Raw genomic sequence first — 25,061 nt, forward strand, 5'->3', positions numbered from 1 at the left:
ATACTCAATTACTCAATTATGGAACAACAATACATCTTGGCAATGGATCAAGGTACCACCAGCTCCAGAGCTATCATTTTTGATAAAGACAGAAATATAGTCTCCATTGCCCAGAAGGAATTTACGCAAATATTCCCACAACCAGGATGGGTTGAACACGATCCACATGAAATCTGGTCAACACAGGCAGGTGTCACTGCAGAAGCAACCACAAAAGCAGGGTTAAACGGCAAAAATATTGCCGCTATTGGCATTACCAATCAACGGGAAACTGTGGTCGTTTGGGAAAAAGAAACAGGAAAACCCATCTACAATGCCATTGTATGGCAAGATAAACGCACAGCAGATTATTGCGACGAGTTGCGTAGCTCTGGAAAACATGAGATGATCCAGGAAAAAACAGGCCTAATATTAGATCCTTACTTTTCTGCAACCAAAATAAAATGGATTCTGGATAACGTGGAAGGTGCCCGGGAAAAAGCACAAAACGGGGAATTAATCTGTGGAACTATTGACACTTGGCTCGTCTGGAACCTCACCCGGGGCGATGCTCACATTACGGATGTAACAAACGCTTCCCGCACCTTACTCTTTAATATTCATAGCATGGAATGGGATAAGGAGCTACTCGAATTATTTGACATCCCCGCCGCCATGCTGCCCGAAGTAAAAGAAAGCAGTGAAATATATGGGGAATCACGGACAACCATTTTTGCACACAAAGTCAAGATAGCTGGAATTGCTGGCGACCAGCAGGCGGCACTGTTCGGACAGCAATGTATTGAAAAGGGAATGGTCAAAAACACGTACGGCACTGGATGTTTTATGTTAATGAACATCGGGGATAAACCAATCCGTTCAAAGAACAACCTTTTAACGACTGTCGCCTGGAAAATCAACGGAAAAACAGAATATGCCTTAGAGGGGAGCATATTTATCGGCGGTGCACTGGTCCAATGGCTACGCGACAATCTCAACATCATCTACAAATCGGCAGACATAGAGCAATTAGCGCTGACAGAAAAAGATAATGGCGGTGTCACATTTATCCCTACATTCGCCGGACTGGGGGCTCCATACTGGAACGCTCGTGCACAAGGTACACTATTTGGCCTTACGCGTGCAACAACCAATGGTCATATTGCACGTGCCTCGCTAGAGGCAATTTCCCTGCAGACTCGTGATGTGCTGCAAGCCATGGAAGCTGATAGCGGCATACCGATCAAAGAATTGCGTGTAGACGGCGGTGCAACAGCAAATAATCTACTTATGCAGATTCAGGCCAATGTACTAAACAGCAAAGTTGTACGCCCCAAAATTACAGAAACTACAGCTTTGGGGGCAGCATACCTCGCCGGACTGGCCGTGGGATTCTGGAAAAATGAGGATGAGATTTCTAAGTTTTGGGCACAGGATCGTATATTTGAACCTGAAGCAGAGCAAGAAGAGCAAACAAAAAAGATTATTAAGCTCTGGACCAAGGGAGTCAAAGCATTACAATACTGGACCGAAAACTAACCGACAAGCATGAACCATTATTTAGCAGAATTTATCGGCACCACCCTTCTCCTTCTTTTAGGCAATGGGGTTGTGGCCAACGTTATCTTAAAAGGCACAAAAGGAGAAAATGGAGGGTGGATTGTAATCACGACCGCATGGGCACTTGCAGTCTATGTAGGTGTAGTTTTTGCCGGCCCATATACCGGAGCCCATCTCAATCCTGCGGTAACCATTGCCGTAGCCCTTAATCATGGCCTCCCTTGGATAGAAGTACCTGGCTATATTCTCGCACAAATTGCCGGTGGTTTCTGTGGCGCGATGTTGACCTACATCATGCACAAAGACCATTTCGATGCAACAGCAGACCCAACGACCAAACTTGGTGTTTTCGCTACTATACCCAACATCCGAAATACATCAACAAATCTGGCAAGTGAAATTATCGGAACCTTTGTGTTGATTTTTGTAATTTTCTTCATAACAGGTCAAGATGTCACCATTGACGGAAAAACAGCTCCCATTGGCATAGGCTCCCTTGGTGCGATACCCGTTGCATTCCTCGTGTGGGCCATCGGTCTCTCCCTAGGCGGAACTACGGGATATGCCATCAATCCTGCCCGGGATTTTGGCCCACGCTTATTTCATGCGCTTTGGCCAATCAAAGGAAAAGGTAGCTCCGACTGGTCTTATGCCTGGATTCCAATCCTAGGACCGATCTTGGGCGCCATTTTAGCCTTTGCACTGTATACCTGTATAAAACCGGCCTAATCAAGGTCGAGCTGCACGAACAAAATAAAAGGGATTCAAAAATTGAATCCCTTTTATTTTATTATCCACGCTTGGGTTTTCTATGACCGTATTCACGATCCCGATCAAACGTATTCATATGGCGTTCCTTCTTCACGGGATACACATCATCAATTACAATCAAAATACCTTTTTCTTCTACCGTACCAAACTCATCATTACGTGCAGTGCCAAATGATTTCATCGTAGGCGATAGGTTCATATAGGTATTGATCAACGGTGGAATATTCTCTCCCAATGCTCTCACATGGCTATTTAACACCTTATATCCTTCTTTATAATCCAGCCCATCAAATACGCCGACAAAGCGATCGTAATCATTTTTGATTTCCAATTCCGGAAGAGGAAGAACCAATTTATCATGGTCAGGAAAATAATAGTCCATAAAATAAAGCAACATATCCCGTGCATCTTTATTATAATGTGGATACATGGTCACTTTACCAAAGAGGTATTTAATTTCAGGGTTAAGCATCACCAAAGCCCCTAAACCGTCCCAAAGATTGTCCAATGAAAAAATTCCTTTTCTATTGTCGATGGCTGGTTGGTACTTAGGCTGTACAAACGACCGCCCCAACTCTATGGTGTAAGGTAGATATTCATTCGTAAATAATTCGGAAAACTGAAAATAATGTGCTGTTGATAAATTGGGTATGCCGTTTACTTCACCAGCCTCGGCACATTTGATCACCCTATAACCGGCAACCACCTCTTCATCTTCGGGATTCCATGCGATCAACTGATCGTAACAATCTTCGCATGTATCATTTTCATCGATATCAATTGAAAGTCCTGTACCTCCCCCTGCGCCACGAAAAGTCAACTCCCGCAAACGCCCAATTTCACGCATGACATTTGGCGAATTATGATAGTTGATTAAGTATATCTCGTTATTTCCATTGTTGGTATATCGTAAGAAGACTTCTTTATTCAATTCGGTCTTCAATAATTCTCTATCAACTGGAGGTATAATTTCTTGCATAAATTCTATTTTTCTTGAGCCAATCCATAAACCCTTCTTTTCACTTCCTCAGCCCAAGTTTTTTCGTTTTTTGATTGATCAAACGCTGTATAAGGGATTCTTTCTCCTACTATAATATTGACGGTATGTCCGCGTTGAGCAAACATTTCATCAGGTAAATATAACATTTCAATGTTTACCTTGAGACCCAATTTCTGTCTAAGCCTTGCAAAATTATAAAAAAACTTAGAGTTTTTACCGTCAATCAGGACCGGAATGATATCTTTTTTATATTTTTTTGCTTTGCTAATAAAACTTTTCTTCCATTCTAGGTCTTCTATACGGCCATCGTTTTGTTTTCTGGAAACCAAACCAGCAGGGAATACCAATAGCGCATCATCCGCTCCGTAAGCCTCCTCGATCGCAGAAATAGCCTGTTTCCCCTGCCCCCCCAACTTATTGACACCGACAAACAAAGGCCTCAAATTACCTATATTTAAAAGAATATCATTAACCAAAAATTTCACATCGCGTCTATATTTACCTATAGCGTGCATAAATGCAATTCCATCCAATCCGCCCAAAGGGTGATTGGACGCAAAAATAACCGGATCCGATACTGGAATATTTTCTGCCCCATACAAATTGACCTTGACATCCAGATCGTTGATCAATGCATCAACAAAGTCCAGGCCCTGAAGATCCGCAAAGCGCGTCATAATATCATTTATCTCGTCTTCATGAATTGTCCTTTTTAAATAATTAAGTAAAAAAGACGGAATCCATTTAGCAAGGCCCGCATTTTTTTTGTGAATAACTTCACGTATATCAATAAACTTTTTACTCTCGCTTGTGATCATCAATCTTACTGTTCCAATTAAAAATACTTCACCTCCGTTTAAGCCTAGTTTTTAGGCCTATCCCAATTCGTTGACAAAAATAATAACAGAATGGTAATAAAAGTACAATTTTAAACTTTAAAATTGTACTTATTTGCAATAATGTATTCGTTCTCTGTGCTTCCTGTTTTAGGTATTACAAGCAATCAACGAATTAAGTATAAATCTGATCCTGTAAAATTTCTTTTCACCTAGTTTTTTTATTAAGTTTGAGTATGCTAATAAGTCAATTTCTTTCAAATGCTGATTTCAGTATTCAAAATGCTGATTCAATACAACAAGCGCTAGAGAAGCTGCAAGATATGCTTTGTAAAGAATTAGTCGTTTTAAATGGTGACGACTATATTGGCCTGGTTAATGAAACCATCTTATTGGATGCGGAAGATGAAGATGCTCCCCTTTCTTCCATAAAAATAAATACGGCCCCCATACAGCTGAAGTTCAATCAACACCCCTATGATGCCCTGGTGATGATAACGGTATATAATAGCACAATCATTCCTATTTTAGATCAAGACAACAAATATATTGGTGTGTCAACACAATTGGATATATTAAAGGCAATAAGTTCAATTCAATCACAAAATGAATCTGGTGCTATTATTGTGTTGGCGACTGGCCTACACGATTTTTCACTTTCACAGATTGCGCACCTTGTTGAAAGTGACAATTGCAGAATCCTCAATTGCGCAACTAAAATAAATTTGGAAAGTGACAACATTGAAGTTACCCTTAAAGTCGACAAGTCAAACATCAATGCCTTACTGAATTCATTCCTAAGACACAACTATTTAATTCTTGAAACCCATAATACCATAGCTGCATTTGACGACACTGCCGACCGTTATCAGCAGCTTATGAATTATATTAACATTTGATTAAGATTAGTTTTTTCTCATCTTTGCCCCATAAATTGAAAACAATATGAGAATCGCAATATATGGAAGAGAGTTTCAACCCTCTGTTATACCACATGTGAAACACTTATTTGAATATCTTGTCGATAAAAATATTGAGATCTGGGTATATAATCCATTTCATGAATTTCTGCAATCACAATTTGAATGCGCCTTTAATTTCTCAACATACAATACCTATCAAGAAATAAAAGATCATATTGACATCATGTTGAGTCTAGGCGGAGATGGAACCATGTTATCTGCTGTTTCCCTGATTAAAGATTCCGGAATTCCAATTGCAGGAATAAACTTTGGACGCCTCGGCTTTTTAGCGTCCATCAATAAAAATGATTTTGAGGATGCCATCGAGGATATACTGAACCAGCGTTTTACCATACAGAAGCGCGTGCTGCTCTCTGTAGAATCTGAACAGCTTAACTTGTTTGAAGGCAATCATTATGCCCTTAATGATATCACCGTATTTCGTTACGACAGCTCGGCCATGATTACGGTCAATGCACGCATCAATGGCGAACTACTGAATTCATACTGGGCAGATGGACTAATTATCGCTACACCTACCGGATCCACAGCCTATTCATTGAGTTGCGGCGGACCTATTATTATGCCGGAAAGTGGCAATTTTGTCATTACCCCCATCTCTCCGCACAACCTCAATGTGAGACCCATTGTCATCTCGAATCAGTTTACCCTTGAATTGGAAATAGAGAGTCGAAGCAATCAATACATCTTAAGCTGTGATTCCAAAAACGAGTCTATTGATACATCTGTAAAATTAACCATTAAACAGGCTCCATTTACTATTAATCTGATTAGACTCCCCCATGAAAGCTTTTTCAGTACGCTGCGGGAAAAATTACTTTGGGGCATCGATGTCAGAAATTATTAGGCTATCAATTCACTTCGCACAAGCTCGCTTTGTATGAAGAGAAACACACAAAACAATCTTTCTACATATTGTCCTTCTAAATTTCCAATTAAAAATCGATATTTGGAAGAAATAAAGAAAGACGGAATAAGAACATCCGGAATAGAAATCCAAGTGCGATAATTAATCAATGAAAAGTACGTTAAACAAACAATAATCATTGGTAGCAATACAGGAAACCAAAAGTAGGTTTTAAAACGCCAAAATAGCATTGATGCCTAAGGTGTTCATTTTATTGAAAACAGCAAAAATGAGTTTTTTAGATCAGATAGATAGTATTAAATTGCCACAGCATATAGCCATCATCATGGATGGCAACGGCCGTTGGGCAAAACAGAAAGGGAAACTTCGCGTATTTGGGCATCAAAATGGTGTAAAAGCAGTACGAGAAGCATTAGAAGGATGTGTAAAAGCAAATATTAAATTTCTGACACTTTATGCATTTTCTGCAGAAAACTGGAATAGGCCTAAGCTCGAGGTAATGGCACTCATGGAGCTATTGGTTACTTCCCTTAAAAAAGAAATCAAAACTTTTCAGGAGAATGGCGTCCGTTTGAATGTCATTGGTGATATCACCAAACTACCTTCCAATGCACAAAAGAAGCTACAGGAAACCATAGAAGCAACGAAAGAAAATACACACTGTACATTGACATTAGCGTTGAGTTACAGTTCCCGACAAGAAATTGTAGATGCCGCCCGGAATCTAGCCCAACAAGTAAAAGACGGAAAACTCCATGCGGAAGAAATCAACGATGAGTTATTCGCTGCAAACCTCTATACACAAAACCTCCCCGATCCTGACCTGTTGATACGTACCAGCGGAGAATTGAGAATAAGCAACTTCCTACTCTGGCAAATTGCCTATTCAGAATTATGCTTCCTTGATAAGATGTGGCCTGAGTTTACGAAAGAAGATTTATTTAAATCCATCGTCGATTATCAGCAACGCGAAAGAAGGTTTGGAAAAACAAGTGAACAGTTATAAAGATTTTATTAAATTTGACCACTGATTTGAATAAAAGCAAGCTGGTTAAATTTTCTTAATTAACAAAAATTAAACAAACGATTGGTGTACTTTAGCGCCAATAATTATAGATAAATGAAGCGTATACTACCCGTAATACTATTTTTTGGCCTCTCATCAATGCAGCTTGTCTACGGACAAGACAAAGGTGCGTTCAATTTAAATGACCCAGAAAAAATCAGCTATCTCAATCCTAAAAACTATGTAATTAGCGCTATTGATATAACTGGAACACAATTTTTGGATAAAAATGTATTAATTACAATATCTAAATTGTCAGTAGGTCAATATTTGGAAGTTCCAAGTGAGGCAACTGCAAAAGTAGTAAAGGATATGATGGCTCAAGGCCTCTTTGATGATGTCGAATTATGGGCAGATAAAATTGAAGGTGAAAAATATATTTTTGACCATCCGTGTAGTAGAACGTCCTCGTTTAACGCGTATTGATATTAATGGCCTAAGTAAAAGTCAGACCGAAGAAGTTCGCAAACGTTTAAATAGCAACACCGGTAAAATTGTCAACGAAAACTTGATGAACACCACACGTGCTACGATTCAACGGTTCTTAAAAGAAAAGGCTTTTTTATATCCGGAGATCACCCTAAAAAACAGTGAAAGATTCGGCACAGGCTAATAATGAAATACTTATTGCCGATGTGGATAAAAAACATAAGGTAAGAGTCAAAAAAATGACGTTTACAGGGAATGAACATTTTTCTCAACAAGAATTGAGAAAAATGGCCAAGCCCATCAAGCAAAAAATGTGGTATCGCATTTTCGGTCCTGGAAAGTTCAAGGAAGAAAAATACAAAGAAGGTAAAGAAAACCTAATCAAGAAAATGGCCGCCAAAGGCTATCGTGATGCCACGATCTTGAAAGATACGGTTATTCGCGATGGTGAAAAAAATGTGCTGGTTAATTTTGACATCTATGAAGGTCCTAAATATTATGTAGGTAATATTGTTTGGACAGGTAATGCAAAATATTCGGATACCCTACTGAATAAAATTTTAGGGGTTAAACGTGGTGATGTTTTTTCGGAAGAAAAATTAACAGCAAAATTGATGGGTCCTACAAAAAATAGTGATGACATCTCTTCAATCTATATGAACGATGGTTATCTTACGTTCTCAGTAGACCCCGAACAAACGCGTATTTATAACGATACCATCGATTTAAATTTACGTGTTTATGAAGGTGCTCAATATACCATCAATAACGTTATTGTTAAAGGTAATGATGTAACCAACGACCGTGTTGTATTACGTTCTATTTATACAAAACCTGGTCAAAAATTCTCAAAAGAACAAATTATGCGCAGTGTGCGTGAGATTGCGCAGTTGGGAAATTTTGATGAGCAAAAAACAAACCCAGTACCGACAAATCTAAATTATGCGGATGGTACAGTGGACATTGTTTACAATGTTACTGAAAAACCTTCGGATCAGGTTGAACTTTCGGGTGGTTATGGTGCCGGTCAGATCATTGGAACCTTAGGTTTAACATTTAACAACTTCTCTACCAGCAATTTCTTTGACAAAAGTTCCTGGAAACCGCTACCACGTGGAGATGGACAGAAGTTGAGTGTCCGTGGTCAAACTTCGGGTAAACGTTATCAATCGTATAGTTTCTCTTTCTCCGAGCCTTGGTTGGGTGGTAAAAAACCAATTTATTTTGGTTTGAGCGCCTATACTTCGAGTTCATCATATGGTGGATTTAACTACTATACTGGCGAGCAAATTGTTAAGGATTCCGAGTTGAACCGTATTTGGATGACTGGTATTACCGCAACATTAGGTAAACGCTTACAATGGCCAGACAACTGGTTCCAGGCAAATACTTCCTTGTCATTCCAACGTTATAAGCTTCAGAATTATGGAAATTACTTCCTATTTGATAATGGTACAGCCTATAACATCAACTTGACGCAAGAGTTTAGCCGTAATTCGATCGATGCTCCTATCTATCCTACTTCGGGTTCAAACATCAAATTCTCGGTGCAATTGACGCCTCCATATTCATTGTTTAACAACATTGATTATAAAAATGGATCGGCTCAGGAACGCTACCGTTGGACAGAGTACCACAAATGGAAATTTGACTCGCAATGGTATGCAAAAATTGCGGGAAAACTTGTTTTCAAAGCACAAGCTCAATTTGGTTTCTTGGGTAAATACTCCAGCAAAACTGAGATATCAACTTTCGAGCGTTTCAAAGTCGGTGGGGATGGTATGCAAGGGTTTGATTACCTACAAGGATCTGAAATTGTTGCATTACGTGGTTATGCAAATGGTGTAATCATTCCTGAAGGAACACAAAATGTGAATGTGGCACGAAATTCAGGTAGTCCAATCTATACGAAATATCAAATGGAATTACGTCACCCGGTGATGTTAAATGATCAGGCAACAGTGTACGTATTGGCTTTCGCTGAAGCGGCAAATACCTGGAACAAGTTCACCGAATACAATCCATTTAAAGTACGTCGTTCTGCAGGTGTTGGTGCCCGTATCTTCTTACCTATCTTCGGTATGCTAGGAATAGATTACGGCCATGCATTCGACCCTATCCCGGGTTTACCGAGCAGTACATGGAAACAAAACTTTACATTTAGTATTATGCAAAATATGGGTGGATTCTAATCTTTGTTGATCCCAGTCATTAAGCAGTAAATTATAAAAAAGCTATCACAAGAATTTGTAGATAGCTTTTTTGTTTTAAGATTGTTTTCAATAAATCATGGATTTTTGTTTCATTTCCACCTGATCGGATTAAATGCTAAATCACCCGTAATATCTTATAAATTTTCTTATATTGAGTGCGGTTATGATCACCGAAAAAAAGAAGCCATAAACAGCACTCAGGCAACTAGCATTGGAGCATTCTTCAACAAGTTAAATAGTGTTAAACCCGAGAAATATCTGTTAGATTGCTTCTTTTTTCTTATTTTTGAGCCGTAAATTTACGTAGAGCGGTTTTCTCGAATTAAACTTTTGGGATTATCCGAAGTCATAAGGTAAATTAGTGTTAAATAACAAAAAGTATAGTCTATAAAAACTTACAGGAAATATGAAAAAAATATTGTTAGTTATAGCTTTTGTAGTCGTTAGTGCTACAGCGACATTTGCCCAACAACTTGCATATGCTGATTCAGAATATATCCTAAAACATATTCCTGAATATACGACTGCACAGAAACAGTTAGATGACCTTTCTAAGCAATGGCAGGAAGAAGTGGATCAGAAATATGCTGAGATTGAAAAACTATATCAGGCTTATCAAAAGGACCAGGTCTTATTAAATGAAGATATGCGTCGTCGCCGTGAGGATGAAATCGTGACAAGAGAAAAAGAAGTAAAAGACTATCAAAAACAAAAGTTTGGATTTGAAGGCGACCTCTTTAAAAGACGTACTCAATTGATGAAGCCTATTCAAGACCGTGTAGCAAAAGCTATCCAAGACGTTGCTTCTGCGCAGGGAATTGATTTTATTATGGACAAGGGCAACGAGTCGACTTTTCTCTATGCCAATCCAAAATTGAATAAAAGTAATGATGTCATTACAAAATTAGGATATAAACCCAATCCGAGTCTTGCAAACTAAGCGGGAGTTTATTATCATTGTGAACACAAATAACAATAGTAGTAATTAATTAGAAAACTAAAAGATTGCCATAAAGATGGCTCATTAGATTAAAATGAAAAGCATGAAAAATTTATTAAAAGGTGCGGTTGCTTTAGTGGCAGTATTTTTCTCAACTCAATTCGCAAATGCGCAACAAAAGATTGGTCATATCAATTTTGCTGAAATTATTCAGTCCACTTCGGAATTTAAAGCAGCCGAAGGTCAATTGAAAACATTAAGCGACGGCAAAACCAAAGAAATTCAAGATATGGTGGCTATTTATCAAACAAAACAAAAAGATGCGAACGATAAATTGCGTAACAGAAGTGAAGCAAACAAAGAAACTGTTGATCCAGAAATCAACAAAATAGGTCAAGAACTACAAGATATCCAAGCGCGTATCCAAACAGCACAACAAGCTGCTCAAGAAGACTTGAACAAGAAAGAAGAAGAGCTAATTGCACCTATTCATAGAAAAGTTGGTGATGCTGTAAGCGCTGTTTCAAAAGAAAAGGGAATGGCATATGTATTTGATATTTCAAGCACAAATATTCCTTATTTCCAAGGTGGAGAGGATTTAACTGCTGCTGTTAAAACAAAATTAGGTATTTCAGCTACAGCTGCTCCTGCTGCACCAGCAAGAAAATAAGCCAGCAATACAAGGCAATAAAAAAGGGATTATCTTTAGAGATAATCCCTTTTTTATTGCCTATCTATTTTCCGTAAGGCCAGTGTATCGCAATCAGCGTACACTGCTAACAGCAGCAAATATCCACCCAACCTATTGCCAAAAAATAAGATAAACTAAAATGCTTATCGGATCAGTCAAATTATAGTGCAAATAAAAATCTGCTGCTTGATTTTCTTGCATTTACCAGCTAAATTGTAGATATTGGTTCGGAAAACAAACATATCTACCCTAATGAAAACTTCATGGGCTCAAATTTGTTCATTAACTGACGAATATGAGGTACTCAGGAAAGCTTCGTCGTTAAAATGATTTTATTCGCATGAAAAAGAAAGTAATTGAGGATAATCCTAAAAAAGAAAGAAAGGTAACTTCCGGTCCTATTCGAGACAAGGAGCGCACCAAAGCTCGCATGATCGCCGCTGTTGGAAAGGTCATTCAAAAGAAAGGATACCATGCATTGAATGGGCCTAATATTGCTTTGGAATGTGGACTGAACAAAGCATTAATATGGAACTATTTTGGCGGTCTCGATCAACTGGTGGAAGCTTACCTGACACAAAAAGATTTTTGGCAAATCGGAGACAAAGGAGTCTTAGAGCAAATGGTCACAAACCCAAGCACCATCAACGTTTCCTTGATAGAAGAATTGCTTAAATCTCAATTCGACACCTTTTTGAAGGATAAAACGAAGCAAAAAGTCATTCACTGGGGCCTAGGCGAAAAAACCAAAGCGCTTAAAAATATCGCCGACAGACGGGAAATGTTTGGCGAGGAACTATTTAAACATGTCGATTCAAAATTCGAAAACTCCGAAAACGACCTGAGAGCAACATTGGCGATCTTAGTCAGTTCAATCTACTATCTAAGCCTTCAGGCAAAATCTACGGGCAGTACCTTTTGCGGTATCGATGTCAATACCGAAGCAGGAAAAGAACGGATTCAGAAAACCATTCGTAAAATATTAGAACAGACATTCTCCGATGTTCAGCTATAGAATATTCCATTATAATTAGATAAAACGTCCAAGAAGAAAGAATTCCTTCTTGGACGTTTTCATTACAGCCTATATTTCCCCCGTAAAAATTTCCAATAAATTATCGCCTTAGGGCATTATTTTTGATTTATTTTTACTATGTTAGCATAACAAAATAATATAGTATATTTGTTTATAACCAAGATCCAAGCATATGATAGGTCAACTAATATTTGCGGTTTGTTTCGCTGTAGCATTATTCCTTTTTAGCAAAAATGCACAACAGATTTATCGTAATATCAAGCTGGGTAGACCGGCAGATCGTTCGGACAGATCACCAGAGCGTTGGAAGATGATGCTCCTCGTCGCCTTTGGACAAAAGAAAATGTTTAAGCGCATTTTCCCCGCAGTATTGCATTTATTTGTGTACCTCGGATTTGTCATCATAAATATTGAGATGTTGGAGATTGTCATAGACGGGCTTTTTGGTACACATCGTATCTTTTCATTTCTAGGGAGTTTTTATAATTTTCTGATTGGTGCATTTGAATGGCTCGCCCTTGCTGTACTGCTCTCCTGTGTCATCTTTTTAATTCGGAGAAATATCGCTAAAGTAGCTCGCTTAAATAGCGCGGAATTAAAACATTGGCCCAAGACGGATGCGAATATTATTTTAATCACAGAGATTCTTTTAATGTCGGCTTTCCTGCTGATGAACGCTTCTGATCTTAAATTGCAACTCTATGGCTTTGCACATTTTAAATCGGTAGGTTCCTTTCCGGTAAGCCACTATCTTCTTCCATACCTTCCAACTTCGACGGAAGCTTTATTTTTAATAGAGCGGTCTTGTTGGTGGTTTCATATCCTAGGTGTACTTGCGTTCTTGAACTACCTCCCCTACTCTAAGCATCTTCATATTATTTTAGCTTTTCCGAACACCTATTTTTCTAATCTGAATGCGAAAGGCAAACTATCCAACATGCCTGCCGTAACCAACGAGGTAAAAGCCATGCTTGACCCAAGTTTCACTCCACCACCAGCAGATGCAAATGCACGTTTTGGAGCCAAAGATGTTCAGGATTTAACCTGGAAGAGCTTATTGGATGCCTATACCTGTACAGAATGTGGACGTTGTACATCTTCTTGCCCCGCAAATATAACGGGAAAGCTGCTATCCCCACGGAAAATCATGATGGATACAAGGGATCGACTGACGGAAGTCGGTACAAATATCAAAACAAATGGGAGCTTTCAGGATGACGGAAAATCGCTGATCGATACTTATATCAGTCGAGAAGAGTTATGGGCCTGTACAAGCTGTAATGCATGTGTAGAACAATGTCCAGTCAATATTAATCCACTGGATATTATTATTGAACTACGTCGCTTTGCCGTTATGGAAGAATCACAAGCTCCTGCGAGTATTAACAATATGTTTGGAAATATTGAGAACAATGGTGCGCCATGGAAATATGCGCAATTAGACCGTGCCAATTGGACTCAACAACAATAGTTTTATGATGGAAAATGAATTAAAAGTCCCCACAGTTGCAGAACTGTTGGCTAAAGGAGAAACTCCAGATATACTATTTTGGGTAGGCTGTGCTGGGAGTTTTGACGAACGTGCACAGAAAATTACGCGCGATATCTGCAGAATATTACAACATGTCGGTTTAAAATATGCCATCCTAGGTACAGAAGAAAGCTGTACGGGGGATCCTGCCAAAAGAAGTGGAAACGAATTTCTCTTTCAAATGCAGGCCATGATGAATATCGAAGTACTCAATGGCTATGAAATCAAAAAAATAGTAACTGCTTGCCCGCACTGTTTCAATACTTTAAAAAATGAGTATCCATCTCTTGGTGGCAACTATGAGGTCATTCATCATACACAATTGATCCAAAACCTGATTGATGAAGGAAAATTAAAACCAGCGGATAATAATGTATTTAAAGGAAAGAAGATAACCTATCATGATCCCTGTTATCTTGGTCGTGCCAATGAGGTATATGAGGCGCCGAGAAAAGTATTGGAAAGCTTGGATGCCCAGTTGATCGAACTGAAACGTTGTAAGAGCAATGGACTTTGCTGCGGTGCAGGGGGCGGACAAATGTTTAAAGAACCAGAGCCTGGAGTAAAAGACATTAACATCGAACGTATCGAAGAAGTCATCGATGCACAGCCTCAAGTTGTAGCAGCAGCATGTCCTTTCTGTATGACCATGCTAAAAGATGGCGTAAAGATAAAAGAAAAAGAATCAGAGATAGAAGTGCTGGATATTGCCGAAATCACTGCCCGAGCAAATCAATTGTAAATTATATTAATCACGAAATAAAAGAGGCCCGATCATACGATCGGGCCTTTTGTGTAGGGAGAAGAATATCTCCTGTCCACGCATAAATTAGGGGAATCCCAAAGCCGGTTAAAATATAAGGGATTCCCCCGAATCGAAGATCAGCGCTGTTTTTATGCTGATCAACCGACTCTAACATCTAGCCATAACAAAGGTATCGCCTGTAGTTCAATTCATTGTTGTTCATTTCTTTAAAAATGTTGTTCATTTCTTAAATAATAAAAAAAAATGAGAGAACACTACGCGATGATATAGCCGCCACCGAAATAGCTATCCGCAGAGATAGCACTTTCGGTGAGGTTGAGTACCACTTGATCACTAAAATTCTTGCTGTTCACCACTTGAATACGATGTGGTATATTTAACGATGAAGCTTCTAGTCGGAATGCTTCCGACAGCTGTTTCGGATTATATGAGGTATAATCCTTCGAACTAATTTCGACTTAGTCAATTCTGAACGATTTTATTATATCGCTAAATCTCATCCTTCTCAATCCATTTGGGAACCAGTGGCGCTTCATACTGTTGCATCTTCTCGATCAGCTCCTCAATCGTATCAGCCACCAATAACATCGCTCGATTTTCCTGCTTAAGAAGGCCCTCTTCGACCATGTGATCAATAAATTGAATGAGATGATTGTAAAATCCATTGATGTTTAACAAACCAACTGGCTTTTTATGTAAACCCAATTGAGCCCATGTAATCATTTCAAAAAGTTCTTCCAAGGTACCAAAACCACCCGGCAGCGCAATAACTCCTTCGGCATAATCACTCATAATCCGTTTACGATCGTGCATGGTATCTACAGTAATCAGTTTTGTTACCCCCCTATGCTCTCTTTCTTTCGAATTTAAAAAATCAGGAATGACACCTATTACCTCACCTCCCTGTGCAAGAGCTCCATTCGCAACAGCTCCCATTAGGCCAACCCTTCCACCACCATAAACCAAACGAATACCGTATTCAGCCAAAACCTTTCCCACATAGGAGGCTTGCTCTTCATACACGGCCGAATTCCCTAAACTGGAAGCACAAAAAATAACAATACTATTAACTTTCTTCATATACAAGTATAGTTAAAAATAAACGGATCAGCTCTTTTAATAAAAAAAACAAACTCACTATCAATAATATACAAAAAAATACACGCATTATTTTCGCGCATAAATATAAATGTAAAAAAAACACTTAAAATAAATAACACATTTAATATCTTTGATTTACCGGTCTTTTTATACATAACGGCTAACCAGACAAGCTCATCAGATCTTGTTAATAACAAATGATAATTTCAGTCCATATGATCTTCAAAAACAAATTTTTGCACAGTGCACTCTTAAGCTTATTTAGTCTGGCGCTATCTGCCCAAACAACTTCTCAATTGAATTATTTCGATTTAAGAGAAGTAAGGTTGTTACCTGGGATTTTTAAACATGCTGAAGATCTTGACATCAATTATTTATTGGAAATGGACCCGGACAGATTGCTGGCTCCCTTTTTACGCGAAGCCAATTTACCGCTAAAAAAAAACTCCTATACCAATTGGGAAAATACAGGATTAGATGGCCATATAGGAGGGCATTATCTATCTGCTCTCGCACATATGTATGCCGCTACAGGAGACCTTCGTATTAAGGAACGCCTAGATTATATGCTCAGCAACTTGAGACGTTGTCAGGAAGCAAATGGAAACGGCTACATAGGCGGAGTACCTGGGGGTAAAATTATTTGGACAGAGATTCAGCAAGGTAGAATCAACGCCGGTAGCTTTAACCTGAATGGAAAATGGGTGCCGCTATATAATATACACAAAACCTATGCTGGCCTGCGAGACGCCTACTTGTTGACAGGCAATGAATCTGCAAAAGACATGCTGATTCAAATGACTGATTGGGCGCTTAAGTTGGTCGCTCAACTTTCAGATGCTCAAATACAGGAAATGTTACGAAGTGAACATGGCGGACTGAACGAAACTTTTGCTGATGTTGCTGCAATTACCCAAGATCAGACTTATCTCGAGTTGGCTCGTAAATTCAGTCATCAATCCATACTTGAGCCTTTATTAGCTCATGAAGATCATTTAACAGGATTGCATGCAAATACACAAATTCCAAAAGTTCTCGGTTTTAAACGCATCGCTGACCTTTCTCACAACGAAAAATGGGCGGAGGCTGTTCGTTACTTTTGGGACAATGTCGTTGAGCAGCGCTCGATTGCTATTGGAGGAAATAGTGTAAGTGAACATTTTAACCCAACGGAAGATTTTTCAAAAATGCTCTATAGCATTGAGGGACCAGAAACTTGCAATACCTACAATATGTTACGGCTCACAAAAATGCTCTATCAGACCGATCCGCAAGGGAAATACCTCGATTTTTATGAACGTGCTCTTTACAACCATATCTTATCGACACAACACCCCGAACATGGTGGATTAGTCTATTTCACGCAAATTCGTCCGGGGCATTATCGTGTTTATTCTCAAGCGCAGACAAGTATGTGGTGCTGCGTCGGATCAGGGATGGAAAATCACGCCAAATATGGTGAAATGATTTACGCATACCGCAACAATGACCTATTTGTCAATCTATTTATTCCTTCACGCCTGGACTGGAAGGAGAAAAATATGGAAGTTATTCAAGAAACGAACTTCCCGACAGAAGCCAAAACAAGCATACGAATGAACCCTAAAAAACCGACGTCATTCAGCTTGTTTATTCGTAAACCCAGCTGGCTCACCACAGCTCCCCATGTGTTGATCAATGGAAAGCCTTACCGCAATTTCAGTTCCACAAATGAGCATATCCAGATCAAACGTACATGGCGAAAGGGCGATATCGTCAGCCTTCAATTACCCATGGGGATACATACTGAGCAGTTGCCTGATAAAAGCAATTATTATAGTATTTTATATGGACCTCTTGTTTTGGGAGCCCGAACTGGACAGGAAGATCTTTTAGGACTTCGAGCCGACGACAGCCGAATGGGGCACATTGCTTCTGGAAAACAAATCCCTTTACGTGATCTCCCGATTCTTCAAGCAGAACCGAACAATATTCCGGCACTTGTAAAACCAATAGCGTCAAAGCCCTTACACTTTACACTCTCAAATCTCTATTTGGGAAAAAAAGATATTCAAATGGAACTAGAACCCTTTTTCGGTATTCATGATTCCCGTTATATGATCTATTGGCCTCAAGCAACGCAGAAAGAATTACTGACATTACAGGACAAAATGCGCCGCGATGAAGTGGAAAGCTTAGCGCTAGCGGCCAAAACGGTCGATAAAGTAGTCGCTGGGGAGCAACAACCAGAATCAGATCACTTTTTTCGCGAGCAAAATAGCAATGCTGGGGCATTCGGTGATACACGCTGGCGCGATACAAAAGGCTGGTTCAGTTATGTGATGAAAATAACGCCAGAGACCCAACTGGTCGCGATCAAATTGCTGGCAGACAACTCATCCAGGGTAACTGAGGTAATGATCGATGGTAAAACCATCAGTATATTGGAAGACAAGGATGAGAGATCCACCATGAAAACAATACATATACAGCTTCCCATGGAGAGTGCAGGTAAAACCAAAATAGAACTGAAAATTAAGGCCGGGGCAGGATTTACAAGTCACAAGATCCTAGAAATAAGAACTCTTCGTCCTGACTAATGGATCTGGGAGATAGCTTCCATTAGTCAGGCGTGATTCACTTAGCCTAGATAATTCAGTTCATCAAAAGTGATTCAGTTCGTCAGAAGAGCGCTTAATTTATTTTCCGATTAAAACAACGGCGCCTTCAGGTTGCAACGTCAATTTGATGGACTTTGTTTTAGAAAGTCGAATCTGCTTCTGTTTTGACTCCCGGGCAATGTTATCGTCGATTAGCTGTACCGCATCTGTACTCAACATGGGCAAATTCACCGATACAGTTTTTTCTTTGCCCTCGGCATTTATCCCCGCTATATACCATGTATCATTCTTTCTCCGGGCAAGTATGACATATTTACCTGGATAACCATCATAAAAAACAGTCTCTCATCCCAGGTAGTTGGTACCTGCTTCATAAAATTAATCACATGGGTTGGCATTCCTGTAAATTATTGGGTGTCAATCCAAATTTTGTACCGGAGTCTGAAATAAAATCGCCGTTGCCAATTGAAATGTTTCTGTCGTTTTGCGGATAGTACCGCCGCTATTCTCGCGGTTATGACGTTTGTTCAGCAAAACCGGACCAAAATCCATTGCCGCCACGGCATTCCGAATAAAGGGATGTAAAGTCGCATTAAAAGCCTCCGTATCATTTGCATGTTGTGTGAAAATCAAATTTTCAGAGGCTAATACGGCTTCACTGCCCACGAAATTCGGATACATGCGCTCCCAACCACGCGGTAAAGTACATCCATGAAATATAACGGTTAATCCATAATCATTTGCATCCGAAAGAATATCTTCGTAAAGCTTCAGTGTTTCTTGTTTATCGCCTCCAAAAAAGTCGACTTTGATTCCTTTAATGCCCACATGCTGCATCCATTGCATCTCGGCTTTACGTGCAATCGAAGTATTCATTTTATTTTTTGGCGTCTGAGGTGCGTCGTTCCAGAATCCGTTCGAATTGTACCACAGACAAATACCTACGCCCCGCTCCTTCCCATAAGCCACCAATTGTTCAATTTTCTCGTGGCCGATCTTTGTATCCCACCAATTGTCGATCAATACAAATTCATACCCCATTGAAGCCGAAAGGTCAATGAACTTCTTTTGGTCTTCAAAATTAATACTGCCGTCCTGCCATTCCAACCAGCTCCATGTCGCCCGTCCGAATTCGTATTTCTTCGATGCCGGATACTGCGGTTCAACAACATCAAACGGAATGGTCGTCTCCACAATGGGTTTTAGATTGCTCCCGACAGTCAGTGTGCGCCAAGGTGTATAACCGGGTAATGAAATTGTGGGAGCTGCACGTCCAATGCCATTGTTCTCCCCTTCTTCCGGGAAAGCAATGCTATAAAGACCATCCTTCGTGCCTTCGCTTAACTTGGATGCGCAATATGCACTTGATACACCCGTTTCCGAAACAAGTACCCATCCCCGATCTCCAACATGAAAGAGCGCAGGAAAAGTATAGCCAACACCATACTTCGAAGGTACGCCTAGCGCCTGATCTGCCTGATACTCCTCTTCGTAACTTGGTTTTGTTTTCATCCAGCCTATCATCGGGGAAGCTTGGGCTGTTAAAAATGTTGTTGTAACGAGTGGAAATTTAAAGCCGCTATTCTCCTTTATCAATGCAAAGTTGGCCGGCTCGCCCACCTGAGGCACATAATATCGGAACGCTATATTGTTGTTGCTAACACGGAAAGTAACCTCGATCTGCTGCTTTGAAGTATTCTCCAACACATAACGCAATTCATTCGCTTTATACTGTACCTGACTGCGTTTGATTTTTGGCTCGTTATAATTGGTCAAAATTTCACCTCTTTTTTCTGCTATAGGACGCAAATTATCGCTTAAATTTATCGTCTTGCTTTGAAGCCCAAGCGGTGAAGCTTCCAACATTGTCTTTCCTTCCAGTTCAACCTGATAAAATAGATGACCGTTTTTCAGATCCAATTTAACGGTCAAAGTTCCGTCCGGACTCGATACCGATGTCTGCTGTGCTGTGGCAATTGTCCCCAACAAAGATAGCATACATACCAAAGCATAACGTTTTACTGGTAAACGTTTAAAATAGCGCGTATAATTGTGATTTAACATAGATTAACTCAAATAGTCGGTTAGTTATTCTGTTAAAGATAAGGTTTTATTTTAATAAATGTACAAAAAACACTTATTACAGAATACGTATTTTATCAGGTTGCAATCGACTGCGTCAAATAGGAATCGTCGTCTAATCTGGGAAGGCGCAAACGCAGCTTTTCTTGTCCTATGAGAAGATATACCAAACAAAAATCCCTTATAATTGTAAAGAAATAGTGACATTTATTTTACGATCTTAAAACGTATTAAACTATGAATCTAATTATGAACATGATAGCACTTGCCAGCATAGCAACTGCTACCTTGGCTCCATCATCTGCCAAATCAGGGTCATTGCTCGAGCAAAAGGACCAAAACATTACGCTGATAGAAAAAAAACAGGCTTTAAAACACGATTATGTTGGAACCGACTCGCTATTGCAATATTTTAACCAAACAACTGCGGAGCTTGAAAAGCAGGTTGCGGGTTTAAGCGAAGCGCAGCTCCAATTTAAGCCAGCGCCCGACAAATGGTCGATCAGTCAATGCCTTGAGCATATTATTCGTTCAGAACGAATGATATTTGACATGGCAAAAAAGGGCCTGGATCAAGATCCACAACCTGAAAGGAGAAAAGAGATCAAGATGACCGACGACAATCTAAAAAATGCACTCACAGACAGAAGTCACAAATATCAGGCACCCAAGGAACTCCAACCAGAGGGAATTTATAAAAATGTGAACACCGCTTTGACTGATTTCAATGCCGCTCGCCAACCCGTGCTTGATTACATCAAAAAAGCTGATGCGGAAGATCTCAGAAATCATGTCAGCGATTCCCCAACTGGTCCAATTGATGGTTATCAAGCCCTGATGTTTATTGCTGCGCATTCTGCACGTCATACCAAACAGATCGCTGAAATAAAAGCCGATCCCAATTTTCCAAAACAATAGAAAGATGAAGAAATTAACTTATCAAATTAAGATCCATGCGCCTGTGCCGCGGGTTTTTAAAACAATGCTTGACAAAGAAACCTATAAACAATGGACCAGTGCATTCAATCCAAGTTCAGATTTCGAAGGCATCTGGGACAAGGGGCAAAAAATTCATTTTACCGGCGTCGATGAAAATGGTGAAAAAGGCGGAATGGTAGCAGAAATCGCCGAATACATTCCAAATTCATATGTGTCTATTCGGCATCTTGGTATCCTAGACAATGGCCAAGAAATTTTATCCGGACCAGCTGTCGAAGATTGGGCTGGAGCATTAGAAAATTATTCTTTTTCGGACATCGAAGGACAAACATTATTGAAAGTAGATGTTGATACAAACGACGAATACATCGATTACTTTAATGAGGCTTGGCCAAATGCTTTGCAACGGCTAAAGGATATTAGCGAAAAGGAATAGGTGAAATACCCTGCATATTGAAGAGCTTTGCGAAATCAATGCGCAAGTCAGAAGCTTGTTGGCAAAAGTAAAAACGGCACCTAGATCTGGATGCCGTTTTTTTATCTTGCCGATGCTTTTTTTCGTTCGTTTACTTTTGTTTTTTGACCCGAATGTCAAATATATTGTAATACCGTAGCGTGCTATAGTCCTTCAGGCTCATAAAGTCATAGGTAAGTGGATAATTAAAGATATTTTCCGTCTGACTCACATAAAGGAGCATATCGCGGAGTGCTATTCCAATAGCCTTGGCTCCTTTCGGATACTGAATAAAACTGTTCTTGCCGCCGCCCCGATAGTAGATCAGCAGATTGCTGCAATCGAGGACTTTGGTATCTACATCATCCAGTGTTTTATTTTCCAGTATTTTGTCTATTGCCGTATTGAGGCCTGCCCGTGTTGAATCAGTTTCACCCATCAGAATCATATGGGTACCATAAGTCACCGAAGCAAGCACATAGGGAGAGTAACCTGCTTGGGTCAATACAGCTACCTCCGATTCCGGATAAGCATCAAAATACTCTGTGTGGTCAATATAAATTGTAAGCTTATTGACTTTGCCTATACGAAGCGTGCTGTTTTGTTTACTGATCGTCGTTGAGTCGGCATGTTTTACAAGGGATAATGCCTTTTTTACATCCTTCGAATTACCGAGAAATCCCTGTATTTCGGCGTAATCTCCAAAACTGCTCGAAGTAAAGTTCATACTACTTGCCTGTTTCGACTTTTCAAACTTATTGGCATAAGCAAGACCATTTTTATAGCTGGGCTCAAAGAATCCCATATCTACGGAGAAGTCATTGTAAGACAAGAAATGGAATTTTACTTTTTTCGCTTTTGCTTCCAGGCTTTCTAGCCGTGGGCCTTCAAGGGTGTCTTTGAGACTCCAAAGTCCGCCCAGGAACACCTTTTCATCAATATTATCATCAGAGAAAAGCTCGCTCATCTGAAATTGTACTTTCCGAATTTCGTACTTATCAGGCGGAACAGTGGGCTCATTCTTGGTGGTATCTGAAGGTGCCACCTCTGGGGGCTCTACGTTTGGCTCGATGGGATCTTTTGTGCAACTTAGCCATATTAGTGCGCTAAGAAGAAGTAAAAAATTTCTAGTGTGCATATTGAAGTTCTTCAGTTCCAAATTCGGTTATCATTAAAAAAGGTTAGCTACACTTTTTTATCTGATAAATTAAATATAATAATCTAAGATAATGTTTTTTTACATCAGTCCAACACGTACCATCCCGTTATAGCATATTTTTACAATTCAAATCAAAACGCTTCAACCTCGTTAAACGAAAAACAAGGTAATAACTTACGCGATAAGACTACCAGTAGTTGATCACAAATCATCAAAGCATACCCTTCCTAGCGTATTATAAGCGAAAAAGCGGGTTAAAAACTGAATTTTCTGCACAGCAAAAAGACTTAACAGTCTAACCATTTAGGGCGAAAAAAAAGAGGCTGTCTCAAAAAGGCAGTCTCTTTTTTTGCATTATCTAAGGTTTATTATTTGTTTTAACGGTTTGATTTTCATATATTTATAGTGTAAACAAAAAGGATATATGCCATCTCAAAGACCTACTTTTAAGCCTTACTATCAGGACCAGATCATGGCCATTCCTCCAACTTTGGACGAACTGGTGTCCAAAGGTCATCCGGTACGTATCGTTAACGATGTAATCAACCGGATCAACATCCAGTCCCTATTGGACGCTTATAAGATAAAAGGCTGCTCCAGTTATCATCCGCAGATGTTGTTGAAAGTTTTGGTGTTTGGCTACGTAAGCAATGTCTACAGCAGTCGCAAATTGGAAACGGCGTGCCGGGAGAACATCAATTTCATGTGGCTGAGCGGCATGAGCTATCCCGACCACAATACCATCAACAGATTTCGAGGCGTTCGTTTGAAAGAAGCACTTCGTAGTGTATTTGAAGAAGTTGTCAAACTCCTGTCCGAAGAAGGTCTGCTGAGTATAGAAGATGTTTACACCGATGGCACCAAGATTGAAGCCAATGCTAACAAATACACCTTTGTCTGGAAAAAAGCTATCCAGACCAATAAGGAGAAGATGAAAGCTGCCTTAAAAGATATTTGGGAATACGCCCAAAGTATCGCCAAAGCAGAGGACAACCTTCCGGAACCTCCCGATCTGACAACAATTGACCGCGAAAAAGTTCAGGCTACGGTCGATAACCTGAACCGGGTCTTGTCCGATAAACCTTCGGTAAGCAAGAAGATGAGGGCAAAGTTGCGCTATGCGACTAAAAACTACCCGGCCAAGATTGTTCAATATGAAGAGCAGGAAGTAACGCTTGGAGATAGAAATAGTTATAGCAAGACAGATCCCGATGCTACTTTTATGCGCATGAAAGAGGATCATATGAAAAATGGCCAGCTCAAACCAGGTTATAACATTCAGATATCTACTTCCAATCAATACATCGTCAATTACACCATACATCCCACCCCCACAGATACCACAACGCTACCCGGTCATCTGGCACAACATGAGGCGAGCTTTGGGGAAATACTGAAAACCATTACCGCAGATGCTGGCTATGGCAGCCAGGAGAACTATGCGTTACTAGAAGGGAAAAACATTGGGGCCTATGTGAAATATGGTATGTTTGACAAGGAGCAGAAAAAGAGTTATTCGGGCAAGAAGCCATTCTCCGTTGATAAACTACATTATAACCCTGCAAAAGATTGCTATATCTGTCCAATGGGACAGGAAATGAACTGCATAGGTCTATTTACACAAAAGACCTCCACAGGTTTCGAGCAAAAAATAAAAAGATATCAGGCAAAAAACTGCACAAACTGCCCATTGAACGGTGCTTGCCACAAATCACAGGGCAATAGAATCATCCAGATAAATGAACAGCTTGAGGCTTATAAAGATAGAGCATACGGATTGCTTAACAGCGATGTCGGTATAGCCAAAAGAAAACAGCGATGTCACGATGTCGAACCAGTCTTTGGAAACATAAAACAGAACCACGGGTTCCGAAGATTTATGCTCCGCGGTAAGGAAAAGTGTCCATAGAATGGGGTTTATTGGCTATAGCGCAAAATCTAAGGAAAAAAGCAGCTTAAAAAGCTACTTTTTGTTCTTTTTCTTCCCAAATGAACAGTTCTGTGAAATAATCAACAAACAACTCACAAATCTATCGCATAGCCATATTTAATAAAAA

The 25,061-nt window shown here is 39.7% G+C and carries 22 protein-coding genes and 1 pseudogene; 17 read left to right on the top strand and 6 right to left on the bottom strand.

Features of this window, described 5'->3' with window-relative positions:
* Positions 1–18: 18 nt before the first annotated feature.
* Both glpK and DTA23_RS08285 read left to right on the top strand, forming a co-directional pair.
* On the top strand, positions 19–1,518 hold the full coding sequence (gene glpK, locus DTA23_RS08280) for a glycerol kinase GlpK (RefSeq protein ID WP_070569218.1): 1,500 nt from the start codon (positions 19–21) through the stop codon (positions 1,516–1,518).
* Positions 1,519–1,527: 9 nt separating this feature from the next.
* On the top strand, positions 1,528–2,268 hold the full coding sequence (locus DTA23_RS08285; protein ID WP_112374398.1) for an MIP/aquaporin family protein: 741 nt from the start codon (positions 1,528–1,530) through the stop codon (positions 2,266–2,268).
* A 61-nt stretch (positions 2,269–2,329) separates the two neighbouring features.
* Here DTA23_RS08285 and glsB read toward each other — a convergent pair whose 3' ends face one another.
* Positions 2,330–3,289 (bottom strand): glycine N(alpha)-acyltransferase GlsB, encoded by a 960-nt coding sequence (gene glsB / locus DTA23_RS08290; protein ID WP_046671934.1) that lies wholly within the window; start codon positions 3,287–3,289, stop codon positions 2,330–2,332.
* Between the two features lie 5 nt (positions 3,290–3,294).
* Positions 3,295–4,128, bottom strand: coding sequence for a lyso-glycine lipid O-acyltransferase GlsA (glsA, locus tag DTA23_RS08295; RefSeq protein ID WP_112374399.1), 834 nt, complete (start codon positions 4,126–4,128; stop codon positions 3,295–3,297).
* Positions 4,129–4,382: 254 nt separating this feature from the next.
* Here glsA and DTA23_RS08300 point away from each other — a divergent pair, with 254 nt between their 5' ends.
* From DTA23_RS08300 to DTA23_RS08345, 11 genes are all read left to right on the top strand, one after another.
* Entirely contained in the window at positions 4,383–5,045 is a 663-nt protein-coding gene (locus tag DTA23_RS08300) for a CBS domain-containing protein (RefSeq protein WP_046671932.1), read from the top strand.
* A gap of 46 nt (positions 5,046–5,091) precedes the next feature.
* Positions 5,092–5,976, top strand: coding sequence for an NAD kinase (locus tag DTA23_RS08305; protein ID WP_112374400.1), 885 nt, complete (start codon positions 5,092–5,094; stop codon positions 5,974–5,976).
* A gap of 289 nt (positions 5,977–6,265) precedes the next feature.
* Positions 6,266–7,003 (top strand): undecaprenyl pyrophosphate synthase, encoded by a 738-nt coding sequence (uppS, locus tag DTA23_RS08315; RefSeq protein WP_046671941.1) that lies wholly within the window; start codon positions 6,266–6,268, stop codon positions 7,001–7,003.
* A 114-nt stretch (positions 7,004–7,117) separates the two neighbouring features.
* Entirely contained in the window at positions 7,118–7,489 is a 372-nt protein-coding gene (locus DTA23_RS28725) for a hypothetical protein (RefSeq protein WP_256603137.1), read from the top strand.
* Positions 7,401–7,676: a POTRA domain-containing protein gene (locus DTA23_RS28730; protein ID WP_256603135.1), complete on the top strand. Its 276-nt coding sequence runs from the start codon at positions 7,401–7,403 to the stop codon at positions 7,674–7,676. Before DTA23_RS28725 ends, DTA23_RS28730 begins: the two co-directional genes overlap by 89 nt.
* Positions 7,654–9,684 (top strand): BamA/OMP85 family outer membrane protein, encoded by a 2,031-nt coding sequence (locus DTA23_RS08320; protein ID WP_256603122.1) that lies wholly within the window; start codon positions 7,654–7,656, stop codon positions 9,682–9,684. Before DTA23_RS28730 ends, DTA23_RS08320 begins: the two co-directional genes overlap by 23 nt.
* 427 nt (positions 9,685–10,111) lie before the next feature.
* Positions 10,112–10,645: an OmpH/Skp family outer membrane protein gene (locus DTA23_RS08325; RefSeq protein ID WP_046671928.1), complete on the top strand. Its 534-nt coding sequence runs from the start codon at positions 10,112–10,114 to the stop codon at positions 10,643–10,645.
* Between the two features lie 103 nt (positions 10,646–10,748).
* Positions 10,749–11,315: an OmpH/Skp family outer membrane protein gene (locus tag DTA23_RS08330; RefSeq protein ID WP_046671940.1), complete on the top strand. Its 567-nt coding sequence runs from the start codon at positions 10,749–10,751 to the stop codon at positions 11,313–11,315.
* 361 nt (positions 11,316–11,676) lie between these two features.
* Positions 11,677–12,351, top strand: coding sequence for a TetR/AcrR family transcriptional regulator (locus tag DTA23_RS08335; protein ID WP_112374401.1), 675 nt, complete (start codon positions 11,677–11,679; stop codon positions 12,349–12,351).
* A 193-nt stretch (positions 12,352–12,544) separates the two neighbouring features.
* Entirely contained in the window at positions 12,545–13,843 is a 1,299-nt protein-coding gene (locus DTA23_RS08340) for a 4Fe-4S dicluster domain-containing protein (protein WP_112374402.1), read from the top strand.
* Between the two features lie 7 nt (positions 13,844–13,850).
* A complete protein-coding gene (locus DTA23_RS08345; protein ID WP_112374414.1) occupies positions 13,851–14,645 on the top strand; it encodes a (Fe-S)-binding protein in 795 nt (264 codons plus the stop codon).
* Between the two features lie 513 nt (positions 14,646–15,158).
* Here the strand turns inward: DTA23_RS08345 and DTA23_RS08350 are convergent.
* The gene (locus tag DTA23_RS08350; protein ID WP_070570493.1) at positions 15,159–15,749 is read right to left on the bottom strand and encodes an LOG family protein; all 591 of its coding nucleotides are present in this window, start codon (positions 15,747–15,749) and stop codon (positions 15,159–15,161) included.
* A gap of 236 nt (positions 15,750–15,985) precedes the next feature.
* On the opposite strand from DTA23_RS08350, the gene DTA23_RS08360 reads away from it, so the two are divergent.
* On the top strand, positions 15,986–18,349 hold the full coding sequence (locus DTA23_RS08360) for a glycoside hydrolase family 127 protein (protein ID WP_112374404.1): 2,364 nt from the start codon (positions 15,986–15,988) through the stop codon (positions 18,347–18,349).
* A 99-nt stretch (positions 18,350–18,448) separates the two neighbouring features.
* On the opposite strand, the gene DTA23_RS27495 is transcribed toward DTA23_RS08360, so the two are convergent.
* Positions 18,449–18,676 carry a glycoside hydrolase family 97 C-terminal domain-containing protein gene (locus DTA23_RS27495; protein ID WP_218565322.1) on the bottom strand — a complete coding sequence of 76 codons (228 nt, stop codon included), beginning with the start codon at positions 18,674–18,676 and terminating at the stop codon, positions 18,449–18,451.
* 111 nt (positions 18,677–18,787) lie between these two features.
* Entirely contained in the window at positions 18,788–20,434 is a 1,647-nt protein-coding gene (locus tag DTA23_RS08365; protein ID WP_218565321.1) for a glycoside hydrolase family 97 N-terminal domain-containing protein, read from the bottom strand.
* Positions 20,435–20,689: 255 nt separating this feature from the next.
* On the opposite strand from DTA23_RS08365, the gene DTA23_RS08370 reads away from it, so the two are divergent.
* Positions 20,690–21,370, top strand: a complete 681-nt coding sequence (locus DTA23_RS08370; RefSeq protein ID WP_083296136.1) for a DinB family protein — start codon at positions 20,690–20,692, stop codon at positions 21,368–21,370.
* A 4-nt stretch (positions 21,371–21,374) separates the two neighbouring features.
* On the top strand, positions 21,375–21,827 hold the full coding sequence (locus DTA23_RS08375) for an SRPBCC family protein (RefSeq protein ID WP_070570483.1): 453 nt from the start codon (positions 21,375–21,377) through the stop codon (positions 21,825–21,827).
* Between the two features lie 130 nt (positions 21,828–21,957).
* Here DTA23_RS08375 and DTA23_RS08380 read toward each other — a convergent pair whose 3' ends face one another.
* Complete coding sequence (locus DTA23_RS08380; RefSeq protein ID WP_070570481.1) at positions 21,958–22,983, bottom strand: hypothetical protein; 1,026 nt, start codon at positions 22,981–22,983, stop codon at positions 21,958–21,960.
* A 445-nt stretch (positions 22,984–23,428) separates the two neighbouring features.
* Here DTA23_RS08380 and DTA23_RS08385 point away from each other — a divergent pair.
* A pseudogene (locus DTA23_RS08385) lies at positions 23,429–24,963 on the top strand (IS1182 family transposase).
* Positions 24,964–25,061 lie beyond the last annotated feature (98 nt).

This window comes from Sphingobacterium multivorum, assembly GCF_900457465.1.
Classification (GTDB): domain Bacteria; phylum Bacteroidota; class Bacteroidia; order Sphingobacteriales; family Sphingobacteriaceae; genus Sphingobacterium; species Sphingobacterium multivorum.